This is a genomic window from Thermoanaerobacterium sp. CMT5567-10, assembly GCF_030534315.2.
GTDB lineage: Bacteria > Bacillota > Thermoanaerobacteria > Thermoanaerobacterales > Thermoanaerobacteraceae > Thermoanaerobacterium.
Genome location: NZ_CP130558.2, coordinates 1538798 through 1562779, shown reverse-complemented (window position 1 = coordinate 1562779; position 23982 = coordinate 1538798). Strand labels below are relative to the sequence as shown.

The 23982-nt window shown below is 33.2% G+C and carries 27 protein-coding genes and 1 other annotated feature; of the genes, 19 read left to right on the top strand and 8 right to left on the bottom strand.

The genetic code is table 11. The features are described 5' to 3' along the window. The first annotated feature begins 35 nt into the window (after positions 1–35). Together Q2T46_RS08080 and metG are read left to right on the top strand one after the other, a co-directional pair. On the top strand, positions 36–1439 hold the full coding sequence (locus tag Q2T46_RS08080; protein WP_303263426.1) for a CCA tRNA nucleotidyltransferase: 1404 nt from the start codon (positions 36–38) through the stop codon (positions 1437–1439). A 56-nt stretch (positions 1440–1495) separates the two neighbouring features. Next, positions 1496–1729, top strand: a binding site (T-box leader). A 57-nt stretch (positions 1730–1786) separates the two neighbouring features. Beyond that, positions 1787–3697, top strand: a complete 1911-nt coding sequence (metG, locus tag Q2T46_RS08075) for a methionine--tRNA ligase (RefSeq protein WP_303263427.1) — start codon at positions 1787–1789, stop codon at positions 3695–3697. A 131-nt stretch (positions 3698–3828) separates the two neighbouring features. Here the strand turns inward: metG and Q2T46_RS08070 are convergent, their stop codons facing one another. The 5 genes from Q2T46_RS08070 to Q2T46_RS08050 form a co-directional block, all read right to left on the bottom strand. Beyond that, positions 3829–4566, bottom strand: coding sequence for a hypothetical protein (locus Q2T46_RS08070; protein ID WP_303263428.1), 738 nt, complete (start codon positions 4564–4566; stop codon positions 3829–3831). Positions 4567–4670: 104 nt separating this feature from the next. Next, positions 4671–5396, bottom strand: a complete 726-nt coding sequence (locus Q2T46_RS08065; RefSeq protein ID WP_303263429.1) for a hypothetical protein — start codon at positions 5394–5396, stop codon at positions 4671–4673. Positions 5397–6204: 808 nt separating this feature from the next. Continuing rightward, positions 6205–6342 carry a hypothetical protein gene (locus tag Q2T46_RS08060; RefSeq protein WP_311062217.1) on the bottom strand — a complete coding sequence of 46 codons (138 nt, stop codon included), beginning with the start codon at positions 6340–6342 and terminating at the stop codon, positions 6205–6207. A 155-nt stretch (positions 6343–6497) separates the two neighbouring features. After that, positions 6498–6689, bottom strand: a complete 192-nt coding sequence (locus Q2T46_RS08055; RefSeq protein ID WP_303263432.1) for a hypothetical protein — start codon at positions 6687–6689, stop codon at positions 6498–6500. A 61-nt stretch (positions 6690–6750) separates the two neighbouring features. Continuing rightward, positions 6751–7149, bottom strand: a complete 399-nt coding sequence (locus Q2T46_RS08050; RefSeq protein WP_303263433.1) for a helix-turn-helix transcriptional regulator — start codon at positions 7147–7149, stop codon at positions 6751–6753. A 283-nt stretch (positions 7150–7432) separates the two neighbouring features. Between Q2T46_RS08050 and Q2T46_RS08045 the strand changes: the two genes are divergently transcribed. The 7 genes from Q2T46_RS08045 to Q2T46_RS08015 all read left to right on the top strand — a co-directional run bounded on the left by Q2T46_RS08045 (position 7433) and on the right by Q2T46_RS08015 (position 13682). Then, entirely contained in the window at positions 7433–7855 is a 423-nt protein-coding gene (locus tag Q2T46_RS08045; RefSeq protein WP_311062216.1) for an EamA family transporter, read from the top strand. Between the two features lie 18 nt (positions 7856–7873). After that, complete coding sequence (locus Q2T46_RS08040) at positions 7874–9157, top strand: MFS transporter (protein ID WP_303263436.1); 1284 nt, start codon at positions 7874–7876, stop codon at positions 9155–9157. A 163-nt stretch (positions 9158–9320) separates the two neighbouring features. Continuing rightward, the gene (locus tag Q2T46_RS08035) at positions 9321–10088 is read left to right on the top strand and encodes a TatD family hydrolase (protein WP_303263438.1); all 768 of its coding nucleotides are present in this window, start codon (positions 9321–9323) and stop codon (positions 10086–10088) included. Between the two features lie 77 nt (positions 10089–10165). Continuing rightward, positions 10166–10435, top strand: a complete 270-nt coding sequence (locus Q2T46_RS08030; protein WP_303263439.1) for a hypothetical protein — start codon at positions 10166–10168, stop codon at positions 10433–10435. A gap of 185 nt (positions 10436–10620) precedes the next feature. Beyond that, on the top strand, positions 10621–11628 hold the full coding sequence (locus Q2T46_RS08025; protein ID WP_303263440.1) for a G5 domain-containing protein: 1008 nt from the start codon (positions 10621–10623) through the stop codon (positions 11626–11628). 53 nt (positions 11629–11681) lie between these two features. Then, the gene (rsmA, locus tag Q2T46_RS08020; RefSeq protein WP_303263441.1) at positions 11682–12500 is read left to right on the top strand and encodes a 16S rRNA (adenine(1518)-N(6)/adenine(1519)-N(6))-dimethyltransferase RsmA; all 819 of its coding nucleotides are present in this window, start codon (positions 11682–11684) and stop codon (positions 12498–12500) included. A 66-nt stretch (positions 12501–12566) separates the two neighbouring features. Beyond that, positions 12567–13682, top strand: a complete 1116-nt coding sequence (locus Q2T46_RS08015) for a hypothetical protein (RefSeq protein WP_303263443.1) — start codon at positions 12567–12569, stop codon at positions 13680–13682. Positions 13683–13733: 51 nt separating this feature from the next. Here the strand turns inward: Q2T46_RS08015 and Q2T46_RS08010 are convergent, their stop codons facing one another. Together Q2T46_RS08010 and Q2T46_RS08005 are read right to left on the bottom strand one after the other, a co-directional pair. Next, on the bottom strand, positions 13734–13970 hold the full coding sequence (locus tag Q2T46_RS08010) for an HPr family phosphocarrier protein (protein ID WP_013296679.1): 237 nt from the start codon (positions 13968–13970) through the stop codon (positions 13734–13736). Positions 13971–14075: 105 nt separating this feature from the next. After that, positions 14076–14468, bottom strand: coding sequence for a protease complex subunit PrcB family protein (locus tag Q2T46_RS08005; protein ID WP_311062215.1), 393 nt, complete (start codon positions 14466–14468; stop codon positions 14076–14078). Between the two features lie 177 nt (positions 14469–14645). Between Q2T46_RS08005 and Q2T46_RS08000 the strand changes: the two genes are divergently transcribed. Continuing rightward, the gene (locus Q2T46_RS08000) at positions 14646–15701 is read left to right on the top strand and encodes an Mrp/NBP35 family ATP-binding protein (RefSeq protein ID WP_303263445.1); all 1056 of its coding nucleotides are present in this window, start codon (positions 14646–14648) and stop codon (positions 15699–15701) included. A 58-nt stretch (positions 15702–15759) separates the two neighbouring features. Here the strand turns inward: Q2T46_RS08000 and Q2T46_RS07995 are convergent, their stop codons facing one another. Next, positions 15760–16122, bottom strand: coding sequence for a hypothetical protein (locus Q2T46_RS07995; protein ID WP_303263446.1), 363 nt, complete (start codon positions 16120–16122; stop codon positions 15760–15762). Between the two features lie 237 nt (positions 16123–16359). Between Q2T46_RS07995 and Q2T46_RS07990 the strand changes: the two genes are divergently transcribed. From Q2T46_RS07990 to hypA, 9 genes are all read left to right on the top strand, one after another. After that, the gene (locus tag Q2T46_RS07990; RefSeq protein WP_311062214.1) at positions 16360–16872 is read left to right on the top strand and encodes a hypothetical protein; all 513 of its coding nucleotides are present in this window, start codon (positions 16360–16362) and stop codon (positions 16870–16872) included. A 4-nt stretch (positions 16873–16876) separates the two neighbouring features. Further along, positions 16877–18361: an AAA family ATPase gene (locus Q2T46_RS07985; RefSeq protein ID WP_303263448.1), complete on the top strand. Its 1485-nt coding sequence runs from the start codon at positions 16877–16879 to the stop codon at positions 18359–18361. A 205-nt stretch (positions 18362–18566) separates the two neighbouring features. Beyond that, a complete protein-coding gene (locus Q2T46_RS07980; RefSeq protein WP_303263449.1) occupies positions 18567–20450 on the top strand; it encodes an NADH-quinone oxidoreductase subunit L in 1884 nt (627 codons plus the stop codon). Further along, the gene (locus tag Q2T46_RS07975) at positions 20447–21304 is read left to right on the top strand and encodes a respiratory chain complex I subunit 1 family protein (protein WP_303263451.1); all 858 of its coding nucleotides are present in this window, start codon (positions 20447–20449) and stop codon (positions 21302–21304) included. Before Q2T46_RS07980 ends, Q2T46_RS07975 begins: the two co-directional genes overlap by 4 nt. A gap of 6 nt (positions 21305–21310) precedes the next feature. Beyond that, positions 21311–21784 (top strand): NADH-quinone oxidoreductase subunit B family protein, encoded by a 474-nt coding sequence (locus tag Q2T46_RS07970; protein ID WP_013296687.1) that lies wholly within the window; start codon positions 21311–21313, stop codon positions 21782–21784. A gap of 11 nt (positions 21785–21795) precedes the next feature. Further along, the gene (locus Q2T46_RS07965) at positions 21796–22173 is read left to right on the top strand and encodes an NADH-quinone oxidoreductase subunit C (RefSeq protein WP_150201120.1); all 378 of its coding nucleotides are present in this window, start codon (positions 21796–21798) and stop codon (positions 22171–22173) included. Further along, on the top strand, positions 22166–23248 hold the full coding sequence (locus tag Q2T46_RS07960) for a nickel-dependent hydrogenase large subunit (protein ID WP_303263455.1): 1083 nt from the start codon (positions 22166–22168) through the stop codon (positions 23246–23248). The genes Q2T46_RS07965 and Q2T46_RS07960 overlap by 8 nt, the downstream gene beginning before the upstream one ends. A 28-nt stretch (positions 23249–23276) precedes the next feature. Further along, a complete protein-coding gene (locus Q2T46_RS07955; protein ID WP_303263456.1) occupies positions 23277–23633 on the top strand; it encodes a 4Fe-4S binding protein in 357 nt (118 codons plus the stop codon). After that, on the top strand, positions 23634–23975 hold the full coding sequence (gene hypA, locus Q2T46_RS07950) for a hydrogenase maturation nickel metallochaperone HypA (protein WP_303263457.1): 342 nt from the start codon (positions 23634–23636) through the stop codon (positions 23973–23975). The last annotated feature ends 7 nt before the right edge of the window (positions 23976–23982 follow it).

The window sequence follows — 23982 nt, the reverse complement described above, 5'->3', positions numbered from 1 at the left end:
GGTAATATCTTATAAAGCTAAGGGGATTTTTTAAGATGACAATATTAATAAATAGGATAAAACGTATACTTGATGATTTTGCTGAGAATGTCTATGTCGTAGGTGGAACTATAAGAGATAGGTTATTAAATAGAGAAATTAGTGATTATGATTTTGCTGTCATAGGCGATGTTGCATCAATATCAAAGATGGTGTCTGAAAAGCTAGGAGGTTCTTATGTCCCGTATGCAGAAGAAAGAGGAACGTATAAAGTTGTGTATGAAAAAATTATGATGGATTTTACACAATTAAGAGGCGAATACATAGAAGAAGATTTAAGACATAGAGATTTTACAATAAATGCAATGGCACTGAGATTAAATGATTTTTTTGATAGCAATTTGATAATAGATCCATTTGGAGGGTTACGAGACCTTCAAAATAAAAAGATTAGATGTGTAAGCAAAGATTCATTTGATGACGATCCTTTAAGGATGCTTAGAGCCGTGAGATTTGCTTCTAAGTATAAATTTTCAATAGAAGAAGATACAAAAAATCTTATAAAGGAAAAATCAAATCTGATTAGTAAAATCTCATCGGAAAGAATTATGAATGAAATATATGCAATATTGAAATCAAATGAATCATTTAAATATATAAAAATGATGGACGAGCTGGGCTTAATCGATTCAATATTTCCTGAAATAAAAAACATGAAGGAATTAGGGGGCTGCTATTATCAGGTTTTGGATTCGTGGTATCATTCGATTAAAACAGTTGAGGAATATGAAAGCATTGTGCAGGAGCTCAGATTTCCTGCAGATATGACAAAAACAATTTTAAATTACCTTAACAAAGAACTTTCTTCGGGAAATAAGTTAAAAGATGTATTAAAGATTGCAGCCATGTTCCACGAAATTGGCAAGAAAGATGCAATTTATATTGATGCTGATAATCATATTCAGTTTTTCAATCACGATGTAAAGGGAGAAAAAATTGTATCAGGTATAACCAAAAGGTTAAAAATGGCTAAAAAAGAATCGTCTTTGATAAAAAAGATGGTCCTCTACCATGCAAATCCATTTTCGATTTATGTAAATGGTATGTCGAATAAGACTATGTTTAAATTTTTTTCTGACCTTGAAGATGATTCCATTGGATGTTTACTGTTGTCGCAGGCTGATGTTGTGGCTGCAATGAAGGGACAAGGCCGGCTAAATGAAGCTTCTTGCTATAGAAGTTTTATATTGAATATGCTTAGAAGGTACATGGACTATGAGAAAACAAAAACTCCACTTCTTACACCTTTGGATATAATAGTCAATTTTGATCTTAAAGATTATAAGCTTTTAAATCAGATATTATACGAACTAAGAAAAAACCAGTTTTACGGCAATATTGAAAATAAAGATGATGCTGTAAAATTTGTAGAAGAGAGAATGAAGATGGAGAAAATATAGTTGACAATACATTTGCGATAAAGTATATTATTATGTAACGATGTAAATAATATATTAAAAAGGCAATGAAGGGAAGAGTAGAAAGGAATTTCTCTTAAAGAGAGCTGGGTCAGGTGAAAGCCAGTAGAGAATGAACTTTTGAACATGGACCTCGAGCTTCAAAGCTGAAACTAAGTAGGCTTTGGCGGGATTTCCCGTTACAGAGTAAGAGTGTGATGGCACTTTACGAGGCATACTGCCGTGAGGCGTATGTGAAAAAGGGTGGTAACGCGAACAAACTCGCCCCTGATTGGGAGGCGGGTTTTTTTACGTCTTAAAAATAAATTTATAAGATGAGGAGGATTTTTATGGCAAAGACGTTTTACATTACAACACCGATATATTATCCCAGTGATAAACTACACATAGGTCATTCTTATACAACTGTTGCTGCAGATGCGATGGCACGGTTTAAAAGGCTTACAGGGTACGATGTGATGTTTTTGACAGGGACAGACGAGCATGGTCAGAAGATACAGAGAAAGGCTAAGGAAAAAGGCGTTACGCCGAAACAGTATGTTGATGAGATTGTGGCGTGGATAAAAGATTTGTGGAAGACGATGGACATAAGCAATGATAAGTTTATAAGGACAACAGACAAGCAGCATGAAGAGATAGTGCAAAAGATATTTACAAAGCTTTATGAAAAAGGCGACATATACAAAAGCGAATATGAAGGATGGTACTGTACTCCTTGCGAGACATTTTGGACAGAGAAGCAGCTTGTTGATGGAAACTGTCCAGACTGTGGCAGACCTGTAGAGCTTGTAAAAGAGGAAAGCTATTTCTTTAAGCTTTCAAATTACGCAGACAAACTTCTTAAATATTACGAAGAACATCCAGATTTTATACAGCCTGAATCAAGGCTGAATGAGATGGTAAGTTTTATAAAATCTGGTCTTGAGGATTTGTGCGTATCCAGAACGTCCTTTGACTGGGGCGTAAAAGTTCCATTCGATCCAAAACACGTTATATATGTTTGGATTGACGCACTTTCCAACTATATAACTGCATTGGGGTATTCTACAGACCACGACGAAGATTTCAAAAAATACTGGCCGGCAGATGTGCACCTTGTTGGAAAGGAAATCGTAAGATTCCACACCATTATATGGCCTGCAATGCTTATGGCGCTGGATTTGCCTCTACCTAAGAAGGTGTTTGGCCATGGCTGGCTTATTTTAGAAGGCGGCAAGATGTCAAAGTCGAAGGGCAATGTGGTTGATCCGAAAGAGCTTGTGTCAAAATACGGTGTAGATGCTATAAGGTATTTTCTCTTAAGAGAAGTTCCGTTTGGGGCAGATGGCGTATTCTCAAATGAAGCCTTGATTTCCAGGATAAACTCTGACCTTGCCAATGATTTTGGAAATCTTCTAAGCAGGACTGTAACGATGGTAGAAAAATACTTCGACGGTGTAGTGCCTGAGGCTTTAGATAAAGACGATGTTGATAATGAGTTAATATCTATCGCAAATAATTTGCCAAAAGTTGTTGAAAGCTATATGGATAAGTTGCAGTTTTCAAATGCTCTTGCGGAAATTTGGAAGCTTGTAGGTCGTGCAAATAAATACATTGACGAGACGATGCCATGGGTATTGGCAAAAGATGAAAGTAAAAAAGAAAGGCTTAAAACTGTTCTTTACAACCTTGTTGAATCGTTGAGGTTTGTCGCAGTTTTAATAACGCCATTTATGCCAAATACGCCTATCAAGATATATGAACAGCTTGGAATTGGCAATGATTTAAGAACATGGGATAGCCTTAAATTCGGCTTACTGAAATCAGGCACAAAAGTCAAAAGAGGGGAGAATATTTTCCCAAGGATCGATGTAGAAAAGGAGCTTAAAGAAGCTGAAAAAGAATCTTCTAAAAAAGTAGATGTAAAAGAAGAGACAAATTACATCAAAATAGATGATTTTGCAAAAATTGATTTGAGGGTTGCAGAAGTATTGGAAGCGGAAAAAGTAGAAGGCGCTGATAAATTATTAAAGCTTAAGCTTAAAGTTGGTGATGAGGTAAGGCAAGTTGTGTCAGGGCTTGCACTGCATTACAAACCAGATGAACTTATAGGTAAAAAACTCGTCCTCGTTGCAAATCTGGAGCCTAAAAAATTAAGAGGCATAGAATCACATGGAATGATTTTGGCGGCATCAAACGAAGGCAAATTGACTGTTGTCACTGTCGATAAAGACATAGAAAGCGGTGCGAAGGTTAAATAAAAAAGTAAGGCGGGTAATGCCCGCCATTATTTTATCTTAAGTTTGTTTAACTTGTATTTTTAGTATATACAAGACAAGCTTCCAGTTATTTAATAAGAGCTTAGAATGCTGATCAAATTGTATAATAATTGTTATAATAAATGATTAAAATAAATAGATAAACGTTCGAAAATGCTTTTCTGCTTGAATTCTAACGGAGGAAGTCCATATAGAGCTTCATTGCTGCCTATTGTTTTATAATTTCCCTCTTTTGCTTTTTCTTGAATATTACGCACTTTGTTCATAAAAGATTTTTTAATAATATCGCTGTTCACAAGTGTTTTTTCTTTTAGACCAGCATTTTGATCAGAGTAATACGGTGAAAAGGCCATCTCTTCTCTATTTGTATTAACAATCACAAATATATCACCACCAAAATTCAGTAAAAAGCAATCGTCCGGATTAAAGTTATTTTCATTTGCTAATTTATAAATATTTTTGGTTAATGCTCCGCCAAAATCTACAACATGCCATTTTTCATCCTTTAATATGATTGAAAAATCGGTTATTACATTGTTTCCAGCTATTACCGGGTATGTGTAAAATGGTTCACGAGTGACTTGATCACTTATTTTTATTGAAGGATCATATTTATTAATATCAATAGTGGCCCATTGAATTGGATTTCCCAGCTTTGCCATTGATACTTCATCTTTTGTTGTAAAATAAAAATCGCGGTATTCTGTATTAATACTTTTAAGCAATGTTTTAAAGCTGTCTTGTGCGGCAATATTGGCTTGCACTTGAGGAGAGACAGCATAACTAATGGTACCAATAGAAAATATGATGAGCATGCACAATGTCGCAATCATAATTAATTTTCGTTTCATTTATTTTTCCTCCCTAAATCTTAATGAACCGCCGTATATAGAACGGTACGTACTATGGTGTAAGAGGATGCTGTATAAAATAATTATTTAGTTCTTACTTGATTTTAATTAACTGTAAAATCTTTAAACATATCTTTATATTTGTCGTTAATTGATATTTTAGCTTGTTTTACATATTGTTCTATAATATTATCAACATAATTTTTATATTCACTTTGTGGGCTAAAAGTTGTGCTGTTAGTTTTTTCTAACTTTCCACTTCTTATTCCATTATTTATAATTGCATTGTACAATTTATCAAATAACAACAATCTTTTAACATTATATTTTTCATAAGTATTCCAGTATTCTTCGGATGTCATGCCACTTGCAGAAATCATTTCTTGCAACATTTGGTTAGCTTCTGGGTAATCAGCAAATTCCTTTTTTTCTTTTTCTATATATGAATTTATTTCGTCTTGTGAAACTTTTAGATTATAACTTGATGCCAAGTATTCTTCTACTTTTTTTCTAACAAGTTTATTCAAGATATAATTGTCTATATTGCTTATTTCTGCATCTGAAGCCAACGTCAGTCCCTTCTGCAGCTCAAATTCACTTTTATATATTGGTATATTATTAACTTTAGCAATTATATCTCCCTTATCAACTTGCAGTTTATCTTTATTACCTCTTAAAAAGTTACCGACATTCTTAAAGACATTATTTAATTGCAATTGATTTGCTTCGTTGCTAGGATTTTTTGCTGATAGTGAAAAAGCAGCTGTAACAATGCTTAGTGACAAAATGATAATCAGACTGATTAATAAAAAAATTTTTTTTCTTTGCATACAGTTTCACCTCAATTTTTAGAAAGTAAATGATAAATTTGTGTAATCTGTCCAATTGCTAGGTATCCAACTCGGATCCAGATGGAAAATTGTTTCTACAGATGCATTTATAGTTTTTACGGATGTAGAATAATAGCTTATTATACTTGAACTATATAAATCGAAATAAACTAGTGTATTAGGGTTCCATATTGATCCATTTGGATTTTTTATGAATTTTGAACTATCTGACGTGTCTATTAAAGTACCAGAGCTACTACCTGTAAAATCAATACCAACTAGATAGCAATTACCATTACCTATTTCAGGGTTTAAAGGTTGTTGGTTGAAAGCTGAAACATAATGATTTTGTATATATTTCATCGGCTAATTAGTATAATTGCTTGCGCTATAATCAATATAAAATGCGAAAATTTTAGCTCCCCAATCTGATGACCATGCATAATGTTGAATATAATTTTGTGTATTAGCAGCAAAAACCATTGTAGCATTTTGAATTATTAGTAAGGCTACAATGATTACTAAAGTCAATGTTTTTTTAATCATAATTTGGATTACCATCCTTAAAAGTTTTTATTTTGTTTAAATAACTTTTATGTCATATCATGGAATTAATTTTTTTAAAATAACTTTATACGATCTTTTTAGTCATCCTCTTCATAATAAATTTAGATATTTACTTATGATAAGATTTTATTAGTCATTAGCACATTAGTAATGATTAACTTTTTTACTAATTTTGCTTATAGTATAATATAAAAAACTAAAAATGCAACTAATTTCCAAATAAAATTAGTTGCATTTTCTTTTACATTACATTTTTTGTTATTACTACATTAAGTCCGATTGATGGAGGATCTTCGTATGTCTTAATTTTGATAACTAATGTTGATAGTGTTATAAAAATCAATACAAATCCTATGGCTTTTAAAATATTTTTCTTCATCAAATTTGCACCTCCCATTATTAATATTTAATTTTTATATTGCAATAATTACATTTTATGGTATATATACAAATATATTGTACTATTATAAAGAAAAATATGCAATTAAAATGTATTTATTTTAATTGCATATTCGTTTTGGTTTATTTTTTTAATTATTTTATTTTATTAAGATAGTCTTTGCATTCTTTAGTATTTCCTTGTTCGAGATTCATAAGGGACAAACTTGCAAAGATTTTTATGATTTCACGTTCATTATTTACATTTTCTAATACATCTATTATTTTCATGTAAGTATTATTAAGATTTTTATTGTCGTCTAAATATTTATAAATGTCAGTTAGCATATAGTTTCCTTTCAATATATATTCAATATCGTTATTTTTATATGATAGATTTATGCCCTCTTCAAGTAATTTTAAAGCTTCGTTGTAGTTTTCGTTTTTTATATATATGTTTTTCAAATTCCAAATCTGCTCTTTTTATATAAGCTTTAATTTTTATTTCAGTCAATCCGTATTTTTCGGAAATTTCAATTATTTCGTCAATATCTTTTATGTGTTCAAGTTCTATATTATTATTTAATTTTTCAAGGCAATATTTTTCTGCTTCCTGCTTTGGAGTTAAAAAAAGATATTCTCCATTTATGTTTAAATTTATACCAAGTTCTTTTGCTCTTTCATTGAATTTTTTTGCAATTTTTTTCGCAGTGTCAATGCTCATTCTGCTTCTGTTGCTTTCAATCATGCTTATAAAACCTCTTGTTATGTTTTCATCCTGTAGTTCTTTTTGCTTTATCCTGAGCATTTTTCTTATTTTTTTAACTTTTTCACCAGGGGTTAAAAATTCTATACAATTACCATCCTTTTAATATGTCATTTTTATATTATAAGTTTATTTTATCATAAATGTAAGGTCAAGAATGATTATAGTTTATTTGTGTAAATAGATTTTTTACTTGCATCTCAAAAAATATACCAGACGATATTTATACGGTTATTGTTAAAATTCAACATTAGTGTTATTATAAGATTAATTTAAATTTTGGGGCAAATTACAAAGAATGTAATATGAGTAAGGGGTGGGATTTTTGTACTATATACCAATTATACTAACTGTTATTGCTAATGTGTTTTACCATATTTTTCAAAAAATGATACCAGAAAAGTCAGATCCAATTGCATCACTAATTTTGACATATTGTACTGCATTAATAGGTTCTTTGATAGTGTTTATTTACTATCATAAAAATATTGATTTAATTGATTCATTTAAAGGATTAAATTGGACAAGTTGCGCTCTAGGATTATCTATAATTTTATTAGAATTGGGATTTCTCCTTGCATATAGGGTAGGATGGGATATAAGTTTTGGTGCAATAGTTTCAAACGTATCTGTTACACTATTATTAATTCCCATAGGTATAATATTATTTAAAGAAAATATTTCAATGGCGAATTTGATTGGTATATTGCTTTGCATTATTGGATTAGTATTAATTAACAGCAAATGAAGAATACTTGCTATTTACATGGCTAAATTAAAGATTGTAGAAAGAAGTGATGACATGATGAATGATTTTGCAAAAAGAAATAGAGCATTGTTGTCAAATAGTAATTTTATGCTTTATATTATTGGCTATATAATATCGGGTATTGGCACAAGACTTACGACGATAGCTCTCTCAAGCAAAATATTGTATCTTACAAATAGTGGACTGTCTTTAAGCGCAACACTAATGCTTGAAGGAATACCGAGTTTTTTGTTAGGCTTGTTTGCTGGGAATGTAGTCGATAAGATGAGAAAAAAGAACATATTAGTGATTTTATATATATTATTTGCTTTTACGTCTTTTGGATTGATATTTGCAAATGACATGAGCCTAATATACATAATTAGTTTTATAAACGGTATTCTAACATCATTTGAATATCCCGCCAGAAGTTCGATTATCCCGCTTTTGGTTGATAAAGACCATCTCTTAGAGGCAAATAGCATAAGAAGCAGTTTATCAAGTATAAATATGATAGTAGGGTATTCTATAGGTGGTATAATTGTTTCTATATTTGGGAATGATATATCTTTTTTAATAGATAGTCTTACATTTATCATAATTGCGATTTTAATAGCCTTTATTAGAATAGATGAAAAAGCTAAAGAAGGTGAAAATGAGAATATATTTGATGATGTTTCAAAAACAGTTAGTAATATAGTAAGTGAAATAAAGCAAGGAATAGGATTTATCAAAGGCAGCATGGTAATAAGACAGGTGATAAATCTTAATCTATTGAGTACGCTTATAATAAGTATGCAAACGCCACTTGTGTATATTTTTGTTAAGAACTACCTAGATGGGGAGAAATTGCTTGCAGCAAGAAGTGGTATGCTTTTTTCTCTAGCAGGTGTTGGAGGACTTATTGGAGGTATATTGATAAATTCAATAGGAAAGAAATTTAATAATATTTCAATTATGACGACTGTACTGCTTTTTGATGGAATTACTCTTATTGCATTTTCCAACAGCAAAATATTTTTATTATCATCAATACTTTTTACCTTCTTAGGCGTAATATTTGTAGTATTTGAAACACTTACAGATACGATAATACAAGAAAATACTAATGATGATAATAGAGGCAAGGTTTATGGATTTTTAGGTTCATTAGTCGATCCTTTATCGATAATATCCTTAGGAATAGGTGGCGCTTTAACAAGTGTATTTAGTGCAAAGGCGATTTTTATTCTATGTGGAATCTCGGAAATTACTGTATCACTTATATATAAAGCATATAATAAGGTTAAATCAATCAATTGATCTTTCGTAAAATTGTAGACGATTATGTAAACAAAGTAATCTTGTTTTTTCTATAAGATCATTATTTTTGGGTTTATACTTTCCATTGATAAAATATGTTAAAATAAAAAAAGATGTTGCAAATTATATCATTGATGAATAATAAACTTTAGGAGATGATTTTATGATTATAGATTCACATGCACACCTGGAAGATGAAAAGTATGACGAAGATAGGGAAGATGTTATAAAAAGGTGCAAAGATGAACTTACATTTTTGATAAATGTAGGATCCAGCATTGAGACGTCAAAAAAATCGATTGAGCTTGCTAGAAGCAATGAATTTATATATGCTGCTATTGGCATTCACCCTGAGCATTCGCAAAAGGAGATAAATGACATTGCGGTAATTGAGGAATTGCTATCTCAAGAAAAAGTTGTTGCTATAGGAGAGATAGGACTTGACTATTATTACGGCGATCCACCAGTGGAATATCAGAAACAGTGCTTCATAGAACAGATAAGGCTTGCCAAAAAATATGATTTACCAATAGTAATCCACGGTAGGGATGCACATGGAGATGTGCTGGATATTATCAAAAAAGAGTGGACAAGCAATTTAAGAGGTGTTTTTCACAGCTATTCTGGCAGCAGCGAGATGGCATTCCAATTGATAGAGATGAACTTCTACATTTCATTAGGTGGACCAGTGACATTTAAAAATGCGAAAAAGGCCGTTGATGTAGCTATGAAGGTGCCGATAGAAAAGTTATTAATTGAGACAGACAGTCCTTACTTGACACCTGTGCCGTATAGAGGGAAAAGAAATGAGCCTACGAATGTAAAATATGTGGCAAAGAAAATAGCTGAGATAAAAAATATGGATTATGATGACGTATGCAATATTACTGCATCAAATGCCTTAAAATTATTTAATATTACTTTTAAATAATCTATAGCAATTGAATAAGTGGAACATATACTGTATTGAAATGGGATATTTCAATAATAAAGGGGGATATAAAAAAGATGTATAGAGATGATTTGAATGAAAATTCCATAAACGTTCCGCCTATTAATCCGGAACCATACACGGGTCCAATGCAACCATCTATGGGACCCATACCTACAATGCCGTGTCCTCACGAACCATCTATGGGACCTATGCCGGGGATGCCAGGTATGATGCCTCCTATGCAATGCCCACCGCAGCACATGAGCATGTTTATGGAAGCATACAATCATGTTTCTATGGCATATACGATAATGACACAAATGATGCAGATGATGCGCCCGTAAAGGGCGTGTTTCTTTTTAAAAGAAACATAATATTTTCATGTATATAATATAATAATATAGTAGATAATATAATTAATAGCTTAATATGGAAATGGAGATAATAATTATGAAATGAATTTGACAAAAATAACATGGTATATTAAAATTATAAAAAGTCTTCCCAATAGAAATGAGGAGGTTATGTAATGGATGCAAGCAACCGAAGAATTTGGCCGGCTGCACTTATTGAATTTGTCAAAAAACCGGCTGTAATTCTGATATTGGCTGCATTGGCTATTTCATTAGCAGGTATAAGTGTATACGTTAACTTGAAAAAACAAGTTACAATCACAGATAATGGAAAAACAATTGTTGCAACGACATTTAAAAGCACAGTTAAAGATTTATTAGCAGAGAAAAATATAAAGTTTAGAAAAGAAGATGTTATTACACCTTCATTGGATTCAAAATTAAAAGAAGGCATGAAGGTAAACATCAAAAGAGCATACCCCGTGGTAATTCACGTTGATGGAAAAGATATAACAATATACACAGTAAAGCCAACATTAAAAGATGTATTAGCACAAGGGAAAATCACACTAAGCCCTATCGATAAAATAAGCACCCCTATAACTAGCAAAACATACAGCGGTATGAATGTTACAATAACCAGAGTAGATGAAAAGATTATTACACAAGATGAAGATATAGCTTACGAAGTACAGACAGTAAAAAATGATGATATGGCAAGAGGACAGACGAAGGTTGTACAGGAAGGACAAAACGGAAAGCGTGAAAAAACAATAAAGATTACATATGAAGATGGAAAGGAAATATCACGCCAAGTTTTAAAAGATGTTGTAGTGCAAAACCCTATAAACGAGATAGTGCAGGTAGGTACATTGGGGCTTTTGACTACATCAAGGGGAGAGACCTATAGATATAGAGAGATGAAGATAATGGATGCCACAGGATATGATGCACCGCCTGGTTCTTTAACTTATACAGGCGCTACAGTAAGGCGTGGCATAATTGCTGTTGATCCTCGTGTGATACCATTAGGTACCAGGTTATATGTTGAGGGGTATGGGCCTGGGGTTGCAGCAGATATTGGGGAAGCGATAAAAGGCAATATCATCGATTTGTTCTTTACATCGTATAAAGAAGCATGTAATTGGGGAAGACGAACTGTAAGAGTTTATATACTTAAGTAGACAGGTTTTACCTGTCTTGTTTTTTGAAAAAAATACTGCGAGGTATGATAGATATGAAAGTGAAAGGATTTAATATCAAAAAGAAACTTGGTCAAAACTTTATATTTGATGAAAACATATTGTCAAAGATAGCCGATTTAGCTGATATAAAAAAAGATGACAATGTAATAGAAATCGGCGCAGGTCTAGGAACACTGACTAGAAAGATTGCGGAGAGAGCAAAAAGTGTGGTGGCTTATGAAATAGACGATGAAGCTGTGGATATTTTAAGAGATAATTTAAGAGAATATAAAAATTTAATCATATTAAATAATGACATTATGAAAGCTGACTTAAAAGGCGTTGTTGATAAGTATTTTGATGGTAATGAATGCAAGGTTGTTGCAAATTTGCCGTATTACATAACATCACCAATTATAATGAAGCTTTTAGAGTCACATTTAATGAAAGACATAACGATTTTGATACAAAAAGAAGTGGCCCAGAGAATATGTGCAGAACCAGGAAGCAAAGAATACGGTGTATTAACTATTGCTGTAAATTATTACTCAAAACCGGAGATGTTGTTTAATCTTCCTCCAGAAGTCTTTTCTCCAAAGCCAAAGGTAAGTTCAACGCTTATTAAACTGCATGTTCTTGATGAGCCACCTGTATTTGTGAAAAATGAAAAGTTCTTTTTCAAGGTTGTAAAGGCGTCATTTGGACAAAGGAGAAAAGTCATAACAAATTCATTAAAGTCGTTGAATATAGATCAATCTATAATCATAGAAGCCTTATCAAAATGCGGAATAGATTTTAAACAGAGGGGAGAGACGCTTTCTATAGAAAAATTTGCTGAGCTGGCAAATGCTATTTATGATATGAAAATGTAATATTAAATGCCCTTGTTTCATAATATATATTGCGAAAAGTATATTTGAAATAAGGGGGATATTAAAATGCCTTTAAGAAAGGACATTTATAAGCGAATGTATATAATGCTGGAACCTGATGAGAGAGGTGCATCACTTTTAAAAGATAAAGAAATAACAGGTTATCTTAAAATAGAATCCATAAGCGGCAGAGGCAGAATTACTGCATCGCTTCAAAACCTTGATCCAAGCTATTCGTATACGGTGAAATTTTTAAAAATTGGCGAAAATCCAAAATTAATTGAATTTGGTGCTGTAAGAGTTGACGATAAAGGAAGAGGTGGTGCAGAATGGTCTTTTGATACAAATGATGTACTTGGCTCAGGTGTGAAGTTTGATGATTTAGCTGTAGCATTTGTTGAGGCAGATAATGGCAATAAATTGATACCTCTTTCAGGCGTCATAGACAAGACTAGATTTAACTGGAAAGCAACTTATAAAAAATTGGTAAAAAGCAATGAAAGTGATGAAAAAAATAAGGAGCAAATTTATTATGATGAAGAAAAAGGCAATGATAAAACCGAAAAAGATGAAAATAATATTGATGTCTTGCCGGAGTCTTACACTGAGAAAACCCAAGAAGATGAAGTTGAAATTCAAGTTGAGCCAGAAGAAAATGACGTTGGCAACCAACCTGTTAATAGTTTTGAAGCGGAAGATGCATCCAATACAAACAGCGAAAGCGAAGAGAAGTTTATTGATGAACATACACAAGATGTCAAAAAAAGCAATTGTTATGAGGTTAATGGAAACGAAGAAAATAGTGGATACGTAAAATATTTAAAGGAATACGTCAATAATATTGTCAACTACCTTGATGAAGTGCATCCATTTGAGAACAATCTAGACGGATACAGATGGTGGAAGATTAATACAGGCTATAGGAATGGCTTTTATGACCACTATTTGGTTGGTTTTGTAAATGACGATAATGGAAAGCTTAAATATATCGTCTATGGTATGCCGGGATTATTTACTCTTTCAGATCAGCCTTTTGGAGGGATGACAGGATTTGTATACTGGTGCCCTATAAAAGAAAATATGAGAAACGCTGGTGACATGGGTTATTGGCTTATGCACATAGATGCGGTAACAGGGCAGATAGCTATACCAAAAGGACCCACACCACCACCAATAATATAAAAGCAAAAGCGTAGATAGTCTACGCTTTTATAAATTATAACTGCCTTTGTGCTATGCTATGTATTCTTTTATGTCATCAGAGAATTTTGACAAGGCTTCTTCATCTTCGGTGTGTGGTATTACTGTAAGTTGATTTTCAAGGTTTAAACTGAAGATTCCCATGATTGATTTTGCATCGATAACATAACGTCCGGATACAATATCAATATCAAAAGGGTATTTTGACATCTTTTCTACGAAATTCTTGACTTTATCAATTGAATTTAAATAGACGTTAAATTCTTTCATTTATAATTCCCCCTTGCAGTATTATACTTTAATCATATATTAATACAATAATTTATTCAATTATCTAATTTAACAAAAATTTCAATATTAATTTGGTAATTGTTTTCACATTTTAATATAGTTTACTTTTGTAATATTACGACCTACTTTTGTATTTATTATTACTTTCGTGATTTTGCCGTCATATGTAAAACTTTTTACATCATGTGGATACGTCAAAACTTGAGAAACGTAAGAATCTCTAGCTGGATTCACATATGATACATTTACCTCTAATGTTGTATCATCAGAATCTTTGATTATTTTAGCATCATCAATATTTATTGAGTAACCTGATGTACGCATTTCACCTCTTGTAGCTATTATATAGTATAATCCGTTACTGCTAACCAAAGAATAATCCTGATGATCCAACATTTTATTTAAAACATCTTGTACATTTTGAGGTAAAGTGGTTGCTTTTTTCAACATCATGTGTATCACTTCCTCGTTATTCATATCTTTTATTTCTATAAATATGATATTATTATTGTCAAGAATTACTCTTACTTTATCTATTTTATAGTTATTTATAAAATAATCATTGTAAAAAATGATTTTAAGGGTATTCTATTTATTGTGATTATATATTATAATATAAGTATTGAAAACAAAATACCATTAGGGGGTATATGCTTGATTACAAAAGAACAAATTTTAAATGTGCTAAAAGATGTTTACGATCCTGAAATAGGAAGAAGCATCGTAGACCTTAACATGGTCGACAATATTAATATAGATGGCAATATAGTTACAATTGACATAAAGTTAACTATTAAAGGATGTCCACTTCAAAACAGCATAAAAGAGGATGTAATAAATAAGGTTAAAAATCTTGAAGGTGTTGATGATGTGGTAGTCAACATGGGTGCCATGACAGAAGAGGAAAGGCAGAAACTTGCAAACAGCATGAATCAGGGTAAAGTACCTTTATTTGAGAAAACTCGTGTGATAGCGGTAGGAAGTGGTAAAGGCGGTGTTGGGAAATCAACTGTTTCTGCAAATCTTGCTGTTGCACTGGGAAGATTGGGTTATAAAGTGGGTTTAATTGATGCCGATGTTTTAGGCTTTAGCATACCGCGTCTTTTAGGCATAGTAGGCGAAAGGCCATACGCTTTAGATGAGAATACGATATTGCCGATTGAAAAATACGGCATCAAAGTGATATCTATGGGGAATTTTGCAGATGAAGATACGCCCCTTATTTGGAGAGGCCCACTTTTAGGAGGAGTACTTGAGCAGTTTATGAATGACGTTTATTGGGGAAACCTTGACTACATGATAATTGACTTGCCACCTGGTACTGGGGACATACCTCTTACAATAATGCAAAAAATACCAGAGCAAAAGTTTTTGCTTGTGACGACGCCACAAGCATCTGCATCCCATGTAGCAGGAAGAATTGCTTATATGGCTCAAAAGGTGAACATAGATTTGATAGGTATAGCGGAGAACATGTCGTATTTTGAGTGCCCTGATTGTCATAAAAGGTACAGTATCTTTGGAGAAGGCGAAACAGAAAAACTGGCAAAAGAGTTAAATACAGATGTGCTTGTGAAGATTCCTATAGAGATAAAGATAAGGGAGAAAAGTGATATTGGATTGCCTGTAGCGTTTATAAATGATCCTGAGGCAAAATATTATATGGAACTTGCGAAAAAAGCATCAGAAAAAGTAAAACCGATACGCTAATGTGAATGTTTTGTAGTAGAGAATGGAGGCAATGTAAATTTAATGCCTCCATAAATTTTTATCTTCTTTTAAATAGTTCATCTTCAGGTATGTCTGATGTTGTATTCTTTAGATATGCCTGTAAATTTTCTATCACTTCTTCATATGGTAAACTTTCATTAAGCCTTATGAATCTAATGCCATTACTTTTTGCTTTTCCGTAAGATATGTCACAAAGGGATTCAGGAATTGTTATGACTGTGTCTACTTTTTTATCTATAAATAGATCTACTACAGCGCTTCTTCTTCCTTCTTTTAGAGTAAAACCTGGATTGTCGTATTTTTCTGCATCTTTTTTTTCTGTGTCAAAAATGACAATATATGGTCCATCAGGCAATTTAGAAATCAATCCTTCTTTTGTCAATGTCGCAGCTATCCTCACGATGTTCACTCTCCTCAATATGATTTGTAAATTTTATACATTAAGTTTTAGAAAAGAATTGTACTATAATTATATATTATTAACTTATTATAGTATTATGAATGATATTAATCAAATTAAATATGAATGTTAAGGTCTTTTTCTATCTGATTATTGATTTATTTTATTGTGGTATTGTCCGAGTATATATTTTATGATATAATATGATATATCATGCCGCTATAGAGGGGGGATATGATGTTTTCAAAATTAAAATGGCAGATAGTCATAGTAACAGTGACTTTAGCGCTGGGTATTCTATTAGGAGGATTTAATCTATATCAGAATCGCATTTTGCCAGAAAAGATATCTAATGATATTAAATCTTCTGAATATGTTAAATCTGCTGATGTAATTATTGGAAATAGCGGTTATATTGCGAATATTAAGCTTTCAAAAATAGATAACCTTATGACTGCTTATACAAGCATTGAAAAGATAATCAATAAATATCCGGTTAAAATTGAGATGAAGATAATTGACAATCCCAATGATAAATTGAATAATATCTACTATGAGGACCAGTTTGCAATATATCAGGCCATTCAAAATGGTGATTATATAGAAATGAGCAAGATTGTAGACAAAAATGGCAGTGATAAAGGTGCAAAAACGAATATTTACATCGATGAAAATAATATATATTTAAGTATCTATGATGGCCAAAATTATTTGTACAAGATAATACCGCGCAATACAAAGGGGGAATAACCAAATGGTTAAAGAAATACTTATAGGTATTTCAATTGCTTTAGTCATTTTTGCCGCTATTTTGGGCATTGATATTACGCCGATTGTTATAATAGGCATAATGATTTTTGCCTTAAGTTTTATACTGGAAAACAAAGGACTTTTAAGTACTTCCGGAAAAATCGTAAATCCTGATACAAGCGTATCGTTTGATGATATAGGGGGACAGAGTACAGCTATATCAGAATTAAAAGAAGCACTGGATTTTGTGATTAATAGGGATAAAATCAAAAAGATGGGCATAAGGCCACTTAAAGGCATACTTTTAAGCGGACCTCCTGGAACAGGCAAAACTCTGCTTGCTAAAGCGGCTGCTAAATACACTAACTCTAGCTATGTAGCTACATCTGGAAGTGAATTCATTGAGATGTATGCAGGTGTTGGTGCACAGAGGGTCAGAAAACTTTTCGAATCCGCAAAAGCATTGGCAAAAAAAGAACAAAAAGACAGTGCAATAATATTTATAGATGAAATAGATATTCTTGGGGCGAAAAGGGGTACAAATGAGAGCCATCATGAGTACGACCAGACGCTAAATCAGCTTCTTGTTGAAATGGATGGAATAAAAAGTGATAATGATATAAATATTCTTGTTGTTGCAGCCACAAACAGACCTGACATGCTGGACCCTGCTTTACTTAGACCAGGGAGATTTGACAGGCAGGTAAGTGTTGACCTGCCAGATAAAAGCGGCAGACTTCAGATATTGAAGATTCATACAAGAAACAAACCATTAGATGAAAATGTAAATCTGGAGGCAATTGCAGAAGATACATTTGGCTTTTCGGGTGCTCACCTTGAAAGTCTTTGCAATGAAGCTGCAATTTTGGCAATGAGGGATGGGTCAGAAAAAATAATGCAGAAACATATGCAGGAAGCAGTCGACAAAGTTATACTTGGTGAGAAAACTGATAAAAAACCTACTGAAGAAGAGATATTGAGAGTGTCAATACATGAAGCAGGACATGCTATAGTTGGTGAGATTGTCAATCCTAATTCTGTGGCTACTGTTACAATAGTGCCTAGAGGAAAAGCCCTAGGTTTTGTAAGACAGACTGAAAAAGACGATACATTAATATATACAAAAGAACAGTTGGAAAATGAAATAATGGTAGCACTAGGAGGAACTACTGCAGAGCTTCTAATCTTAAATAGCAGAAGCACTGGTTCGGCAAATGATTTTGAGCAAGCGGTAGATATCGCAAAGAAGATAGTATTTACGGGACTTTCAAATCTGGGCATTATCAGCAAAGATGATATATCAGGTGATAAAGTAAATGAAGAAGTAAATAGGATAATAAAAGAACAAGAAAAAAAAGTTAAAGATTTATTAAAAGATAAAATAGATGAGCTAAATGAAATATCAAGCATATTGGTTAAAGAAGAAACGATATCTGGCGAATATTTAAGAGGAATATTAAATGGCAAAAATGTTGAAAAAGCGTGCTAAATAGTGGCAGGGAATTGTTATTCTCTGCCGTTTTATTGTGCTTTAAATTACAAAAAACATTGAAATATTGTTAAATAATAAACAAAATTAATTAATATTAAATACAATTGACTTATTATTTATTTGGATTTATAATCAAAGTGGATACATGAATTTGTATACAATATATAATATGCATTGTATGTAATTGTAAAGGAGTGAAAGCATGTCAAGTGATCTAATTTTAATAAGCATAATAGTTCCTATTGTAATGAGCTTGATAACCATTACAACTGGCAAGTCACTGGCTAGAAAGACAATTGTTTCAGCTACACTGGTAATTGTTTTATTAAGTGCATTGGCAGTGTTAAAAGTTGTAAATGTGCCAACGGCAATAAACACTTCATTTTATGGAATCATTGATAAACTGATAAAAGTTGGCGATTATTTACTGCTGCTTTATACATTATATATATCCTTTAAAGTAAAAGAACCTAAAATTGCAATTTTTGCAATACTGCAAATATTGCCACTTGCATTTTTTGAACTATTTATGCTAAAGGAACAAGAAGTAAATACATTTTACATTGACAACTTATCAATAATTATGAATTTGGTAGTTTCAGTAGTAGGACCTATAATTGCTGTATATGCATTTGGCTACATGGATCATCATGAAGAAGAAAAGAAACTGACTAAATCAAGACAATCTAGGTTTTTTGCCATTATTCTTTTATTTATCGGAGCTATGAATGGCATAATTTTTTCAAATAATTTAATGTGGATATATTTCTTCTGGGAAATAACGTCATTATCATCATTCCTGCTTATTTCTCATGATAAGACAGAAGAAGCGATTAGAAATGCGTCTAAAGCATTGTGGATTAATATGTTAGGCGGTTTTTCTTTGTTAGTAGGTATTATAATCCTTTATAAGTATACAGGAATAATAACACTGGATGCTCTATTAAAGACAAATAGTTCTTATATCCTCTTAATTCCAGTATTCTTTATGGTTCTGGCTGCATTTACTAAAGCAGCTCAAATGCCATTCCAAAGCTGGCTTTTAGGAGCGATGGTAGCACCGACACCAGTATCTGCGCTATTGCACTCAAGTACAATGGTGAAAGCTGCTATATACCTTATATTAAGGCTTGCACCTGCATTTAGAGGAACTACTTTAAGTGGTTTCATAGCATTATATGGAGCATTTACATTTATTGCAACTTCAGTTTTGGCATTAAGCCAAAGCAATGCAAAAAAGATACTTGCGTACTCCACAATCGCAAATTTGGGCTTGATGATATCAAGTATTGGAATCAACACGTCCAGTGCTATAACAGCAGCGATTTTGCTTTTAATATTCCATGCTGTATCAAAGGCGCTTTTGTTCCTGTGTGTTGGAACAATTGAGCAAAATATCGGCAGCCGTGACATCGAGGACATGAAGGGGCTTATTACAAAAATGCCTGTTACGACGATTATCACTTTTATAGGCATTCTTTCATTAATGATTGCTCCATTTGGAATGCTTTTAAGCAAGTGGATGGCAATAGAAGCTGCATCAAAAAATTTGGTTGTTGCTTTGCTTTTAATAATTGGCAGTGCAGTAACAGTTATGTACTACACAAGATGGATTGGAAATATTTTGTCTGAAGGTCGTAACAGCAAATTCTTTGTAGAAAAACAACCGTTAACCATTAGATTTGCTTTGTACAGTTTAGTTACGATAGCGATTGTATTGAGTTTGGCTGTTACACAGCTTTTTAATGCCATTGTTAAACCTGAGATAAACATGCTGAAGATGTCGATTTCTGTAAAAGCTGCAGCAGGATACCTTGAAAGCAACCTTGGAGGGTTTTCCATATATCCAGTATTTTTTGCCATAGGTTTAGCCGTTATCTTAGCATTTTTAACCATAAAGAATTCCCATGATATAGTTCAGACAAAGCCATACGAGGCTGGGCTTAATTACGATGACTCAAATAATGGCTATGATGTGAAAAATTATTATCTTCCAAGTATCATAAATGAAGCCTTGATGACGAAATACATGAATTACATCTCGCTTATTTTGATACTGGCTATTTTCGGAGGGATATTGCTATGACGTGGTCAGATTATTTAGTTTTTGCGGCGGCAGTTGTTTTGACGCCGATAATAGGCGGACTTATAACAGGATTGGACAGAAAGGTGACTGCGCTTATTCAAGGCAGGTATGGTCCACCTGTATTACAACCTTTTTATGACGTTGTAAAATTGCTTTCTAAAGAGAAGATGATAGTAAATGACTTCCAGATATTTGCAGCATATATATATTTGCTGTCGGCTATTTTAAGCATAGGTTTTTTTGCAATCAAAGCTGATTTGCTAATGATAATTTTTATAATGTCTATAGGGCTTGTATTTTACATCGTAGGTGCTTTGGCAACAAGATCACCTTACAGTCAAGTAGGAGCACAGAGGGAATTGATGCAGATGTTGGCCTATGAACCTCTCCTGATTTTTGTGCTTATTGGAATGTACTACGTATCTGGAAGTTTTAGCCTTAAGAGCATTATGTCACACGGAAGGTTGTTGCTGGATTTGCCACTTATATTCTTGGTGTTGTGCCTTGTTCTGGATATAAAGATTAAAAAATCTCCATTTGATTTTTCAACATCTGAGCATGCACATCAAGAGCTTGTAAGAGGTATTTTGACGGATTATTCTGGACCTTATTTAGCACTTATTGAAATAGCTGATTGGTATGAACTTGTGCTATTACTTTCAATGATAGCAATTTTTTGGTCTCAAAATCTTATAATTGGAGCTTTGATTTCTCTTTTAATATTGTTTTTAGATATAATTGTAGATAATATATCTGCAAGGATGACACTGAAATGGATGCTTAGTTTTAGCTGGATTGTAGGCATTGTCTTTACAGTGGTAAATATCGGATATTTGTATTTTGTATCGAGGTGATAAAATATGGGATTAAAGGAATTTGTAAAAAAGTCATTTTCTAAATCACCATGGGTTGTACATTATGACTGTGGAAGCTGCAACGGTTGTGATATAGAAGTGCTTGCCTGCATGACCCCGATCTACGATATGGAGAGATTTGGAATGGTAAATGTAGGTAATCCAAAGCACGCTGATATCTTAATTGTAACTGGCACAGTAAATGAAAAAAATAAAGATGTGCTTAAAAATGTTTACGATATGATGCCTGAGCCGAAGGTAGTTGTTGCGGCAGGAATATGTGCATGCAGCGGAGGAATATTTAGAGATTGCTACAATGTTTTAGGAGGCATTGACAAAGTAATTCCAGTAGATGTTTATATTCCGGGATGTCCGGCAAAACCTGAGGCAATGATAGATGGGCTTTACAAAGCTGCGCAGATTTTGAAGGATAAATATTCTCGTAGAGAAGTAATAGTTTCGGCAAAAAGCTTAGGTTAGGAGTGAATTTCATGATTGTTAATAGCAGAGAAGTGACTGTTGATAACCTTAAAAAAGAAGTGAAAAAATACCATGATGATGGGTACAGATTTGTCACAGAAACTTGTTTGAATTTAGAAGGACAATTTAAAATAATATATACCTTTGCTAAAGGGTATGATTTGGATAATATCCATATTGTAACAGATGGTAAAAATGTGCCCAGTGTATCCGATGTTTATTCATGTGCACTGTTGGTAGAAAATGAGATAAAAGAACTTTTTGGTGTAGAATTCGATGGACTTGTTGTTGATTTTGGCGGCAATTTGATGCTGGGAGAGAGCTCACCAATAAGTCCGCAGGCTGATATAGAGATAATAAGAAGAGAAAAGGGTGGTAAGAATGAGTGAAAAAGGAACTATACCGTTTGGACCGCAGCACCCTGTCTTGCCTGAGCCGATTCACCTAAAGCTTGTGGTGGAGGATGAAAAGGTTATTGAAGCATATCCGGCTTTTGGCTTTGTCCACAGGGGATTAGAGACTTTAGCGCAAAAAAAGGACTTTAACCAGATGGTGTACGTAGTAGAACGGGTATGCGGTATATGCAGTTGTATGCATGGACAGGATTATTGCCAGGCAATAGAAGAACTGATGGGTATAGAGGTTCCTATAAGAGCAGAATATCTGAGGACAATTTGGGCAGAACTTCACAGGATACACAGCCATCTTTTGTGGCTTGGTCTTTTTGCGGATGCGTTTGGTTTTGAAAATCTCTTTATGCAGACGTGGAAGATTCGCGAGAAGATAATGGACATACTAGAAGCCACATCCGGGAACAGAGTAATTATTTCAGTAAATATAGTAGGAGGTGTAAGAAAAGATATAAGCAGTGATCAGGCTAAATGGATACTTAGAGAATTAGACGATGTTGAAGAGCAGCTTAAAGACATCAATGATGTTGTCATGAATAACTACACGGTAAAAGAGAGGACAGTAGGCATAGGTGTTTTGACGAAAGAAGAAGCATATGAGCTTGGTGCTACTGGACCTATGGCTAAGGGAAGTGGTGTGGATCTGGACCTTAGGACTACCGGCTATGCAGCTTATAAATACCTTGATTTTGAACCGATTGTAGAAAAGAGCGGTGACAGTTATGCAAGAAATCTTGTCAGAATGAAAGAAATATTTCAGTCAATCGATCTTATAAGACAGGCCTTGAGTAAAATGCCTGAAGGAGATATTAATGTTCCTGTAAAAGGCAATCCGCCAGCAGGGGAAGTTATATCTAGGCTTGAGCAGTCAAGAGGAGAAGTTGTGTATTACATTAAATCAAATGGCACAAAATTTTTGGATAGGCTTCGCATAAGAACACCTACCTTTGCAAATATTCCTGCTCTTTTAAAAATACTTCCTGGATCTCAATTGCAAGATGTGCCTGTATTGATATTGACAATTGATCCTTGTATCAGTTGCACAGAGAGATAAACACAACCAGGAAAGAGGTGTAATTGAAATGTTGGATATGCTTAAAAGCGTTTTTTCTAATTTGTCTAGAAAGCCAGTAACTCGCATGTACCCATTTGAAGAGAGAAAGCCTTTTGATATTAACAGGGGTCATTTGGAAAACAATATTGATGAGTGTATTTTTTGCGGCATGTGCCAGAGAGTGTGCCCATCAAACTGCATAAAGGTTGACAGAAAAACCAGTGTTTGGGAGTACAATCCGTTTGAGTGTGTTCTGTGCGGCGTATGTGTAGAGAAGTGTCCTAAAAAGTGTTTAAAGCTTGATGTGCATTACAGAAGCTGTACAGACAAAAAGTACAACATTCATCTGGAAAAACACGATGATTCTGAGAAAGCCGGTGCTTAAATGCATGAATTATCAATAACTGAAAGCATCGTAAACATGGTTTCAGATGAAGCAAAGAAGAGAAATGTCAATAAGGTCACAAAGATAAACATCGTGCTTGGTGAATTAACAGGATTTGAAGAAGAAAGCATTAGATTTTACTTTGATGTTTTAAGTGAAGGAACTCCTTTATACGGTGCTAAACTTAATTTTAAAAAAGTAAAAGCAGAGTTTAAATGCCGCAGTTGCGGCATGATTTATAATAGGGGAAATTTTACATTTAAGTGTCCCTATTGCGGAAGCAGTGGTGTTTTGATTGAGAAAGGCAAAGAACTTTATATAGATAGTATTGATGTTGAATAAGGAGTGT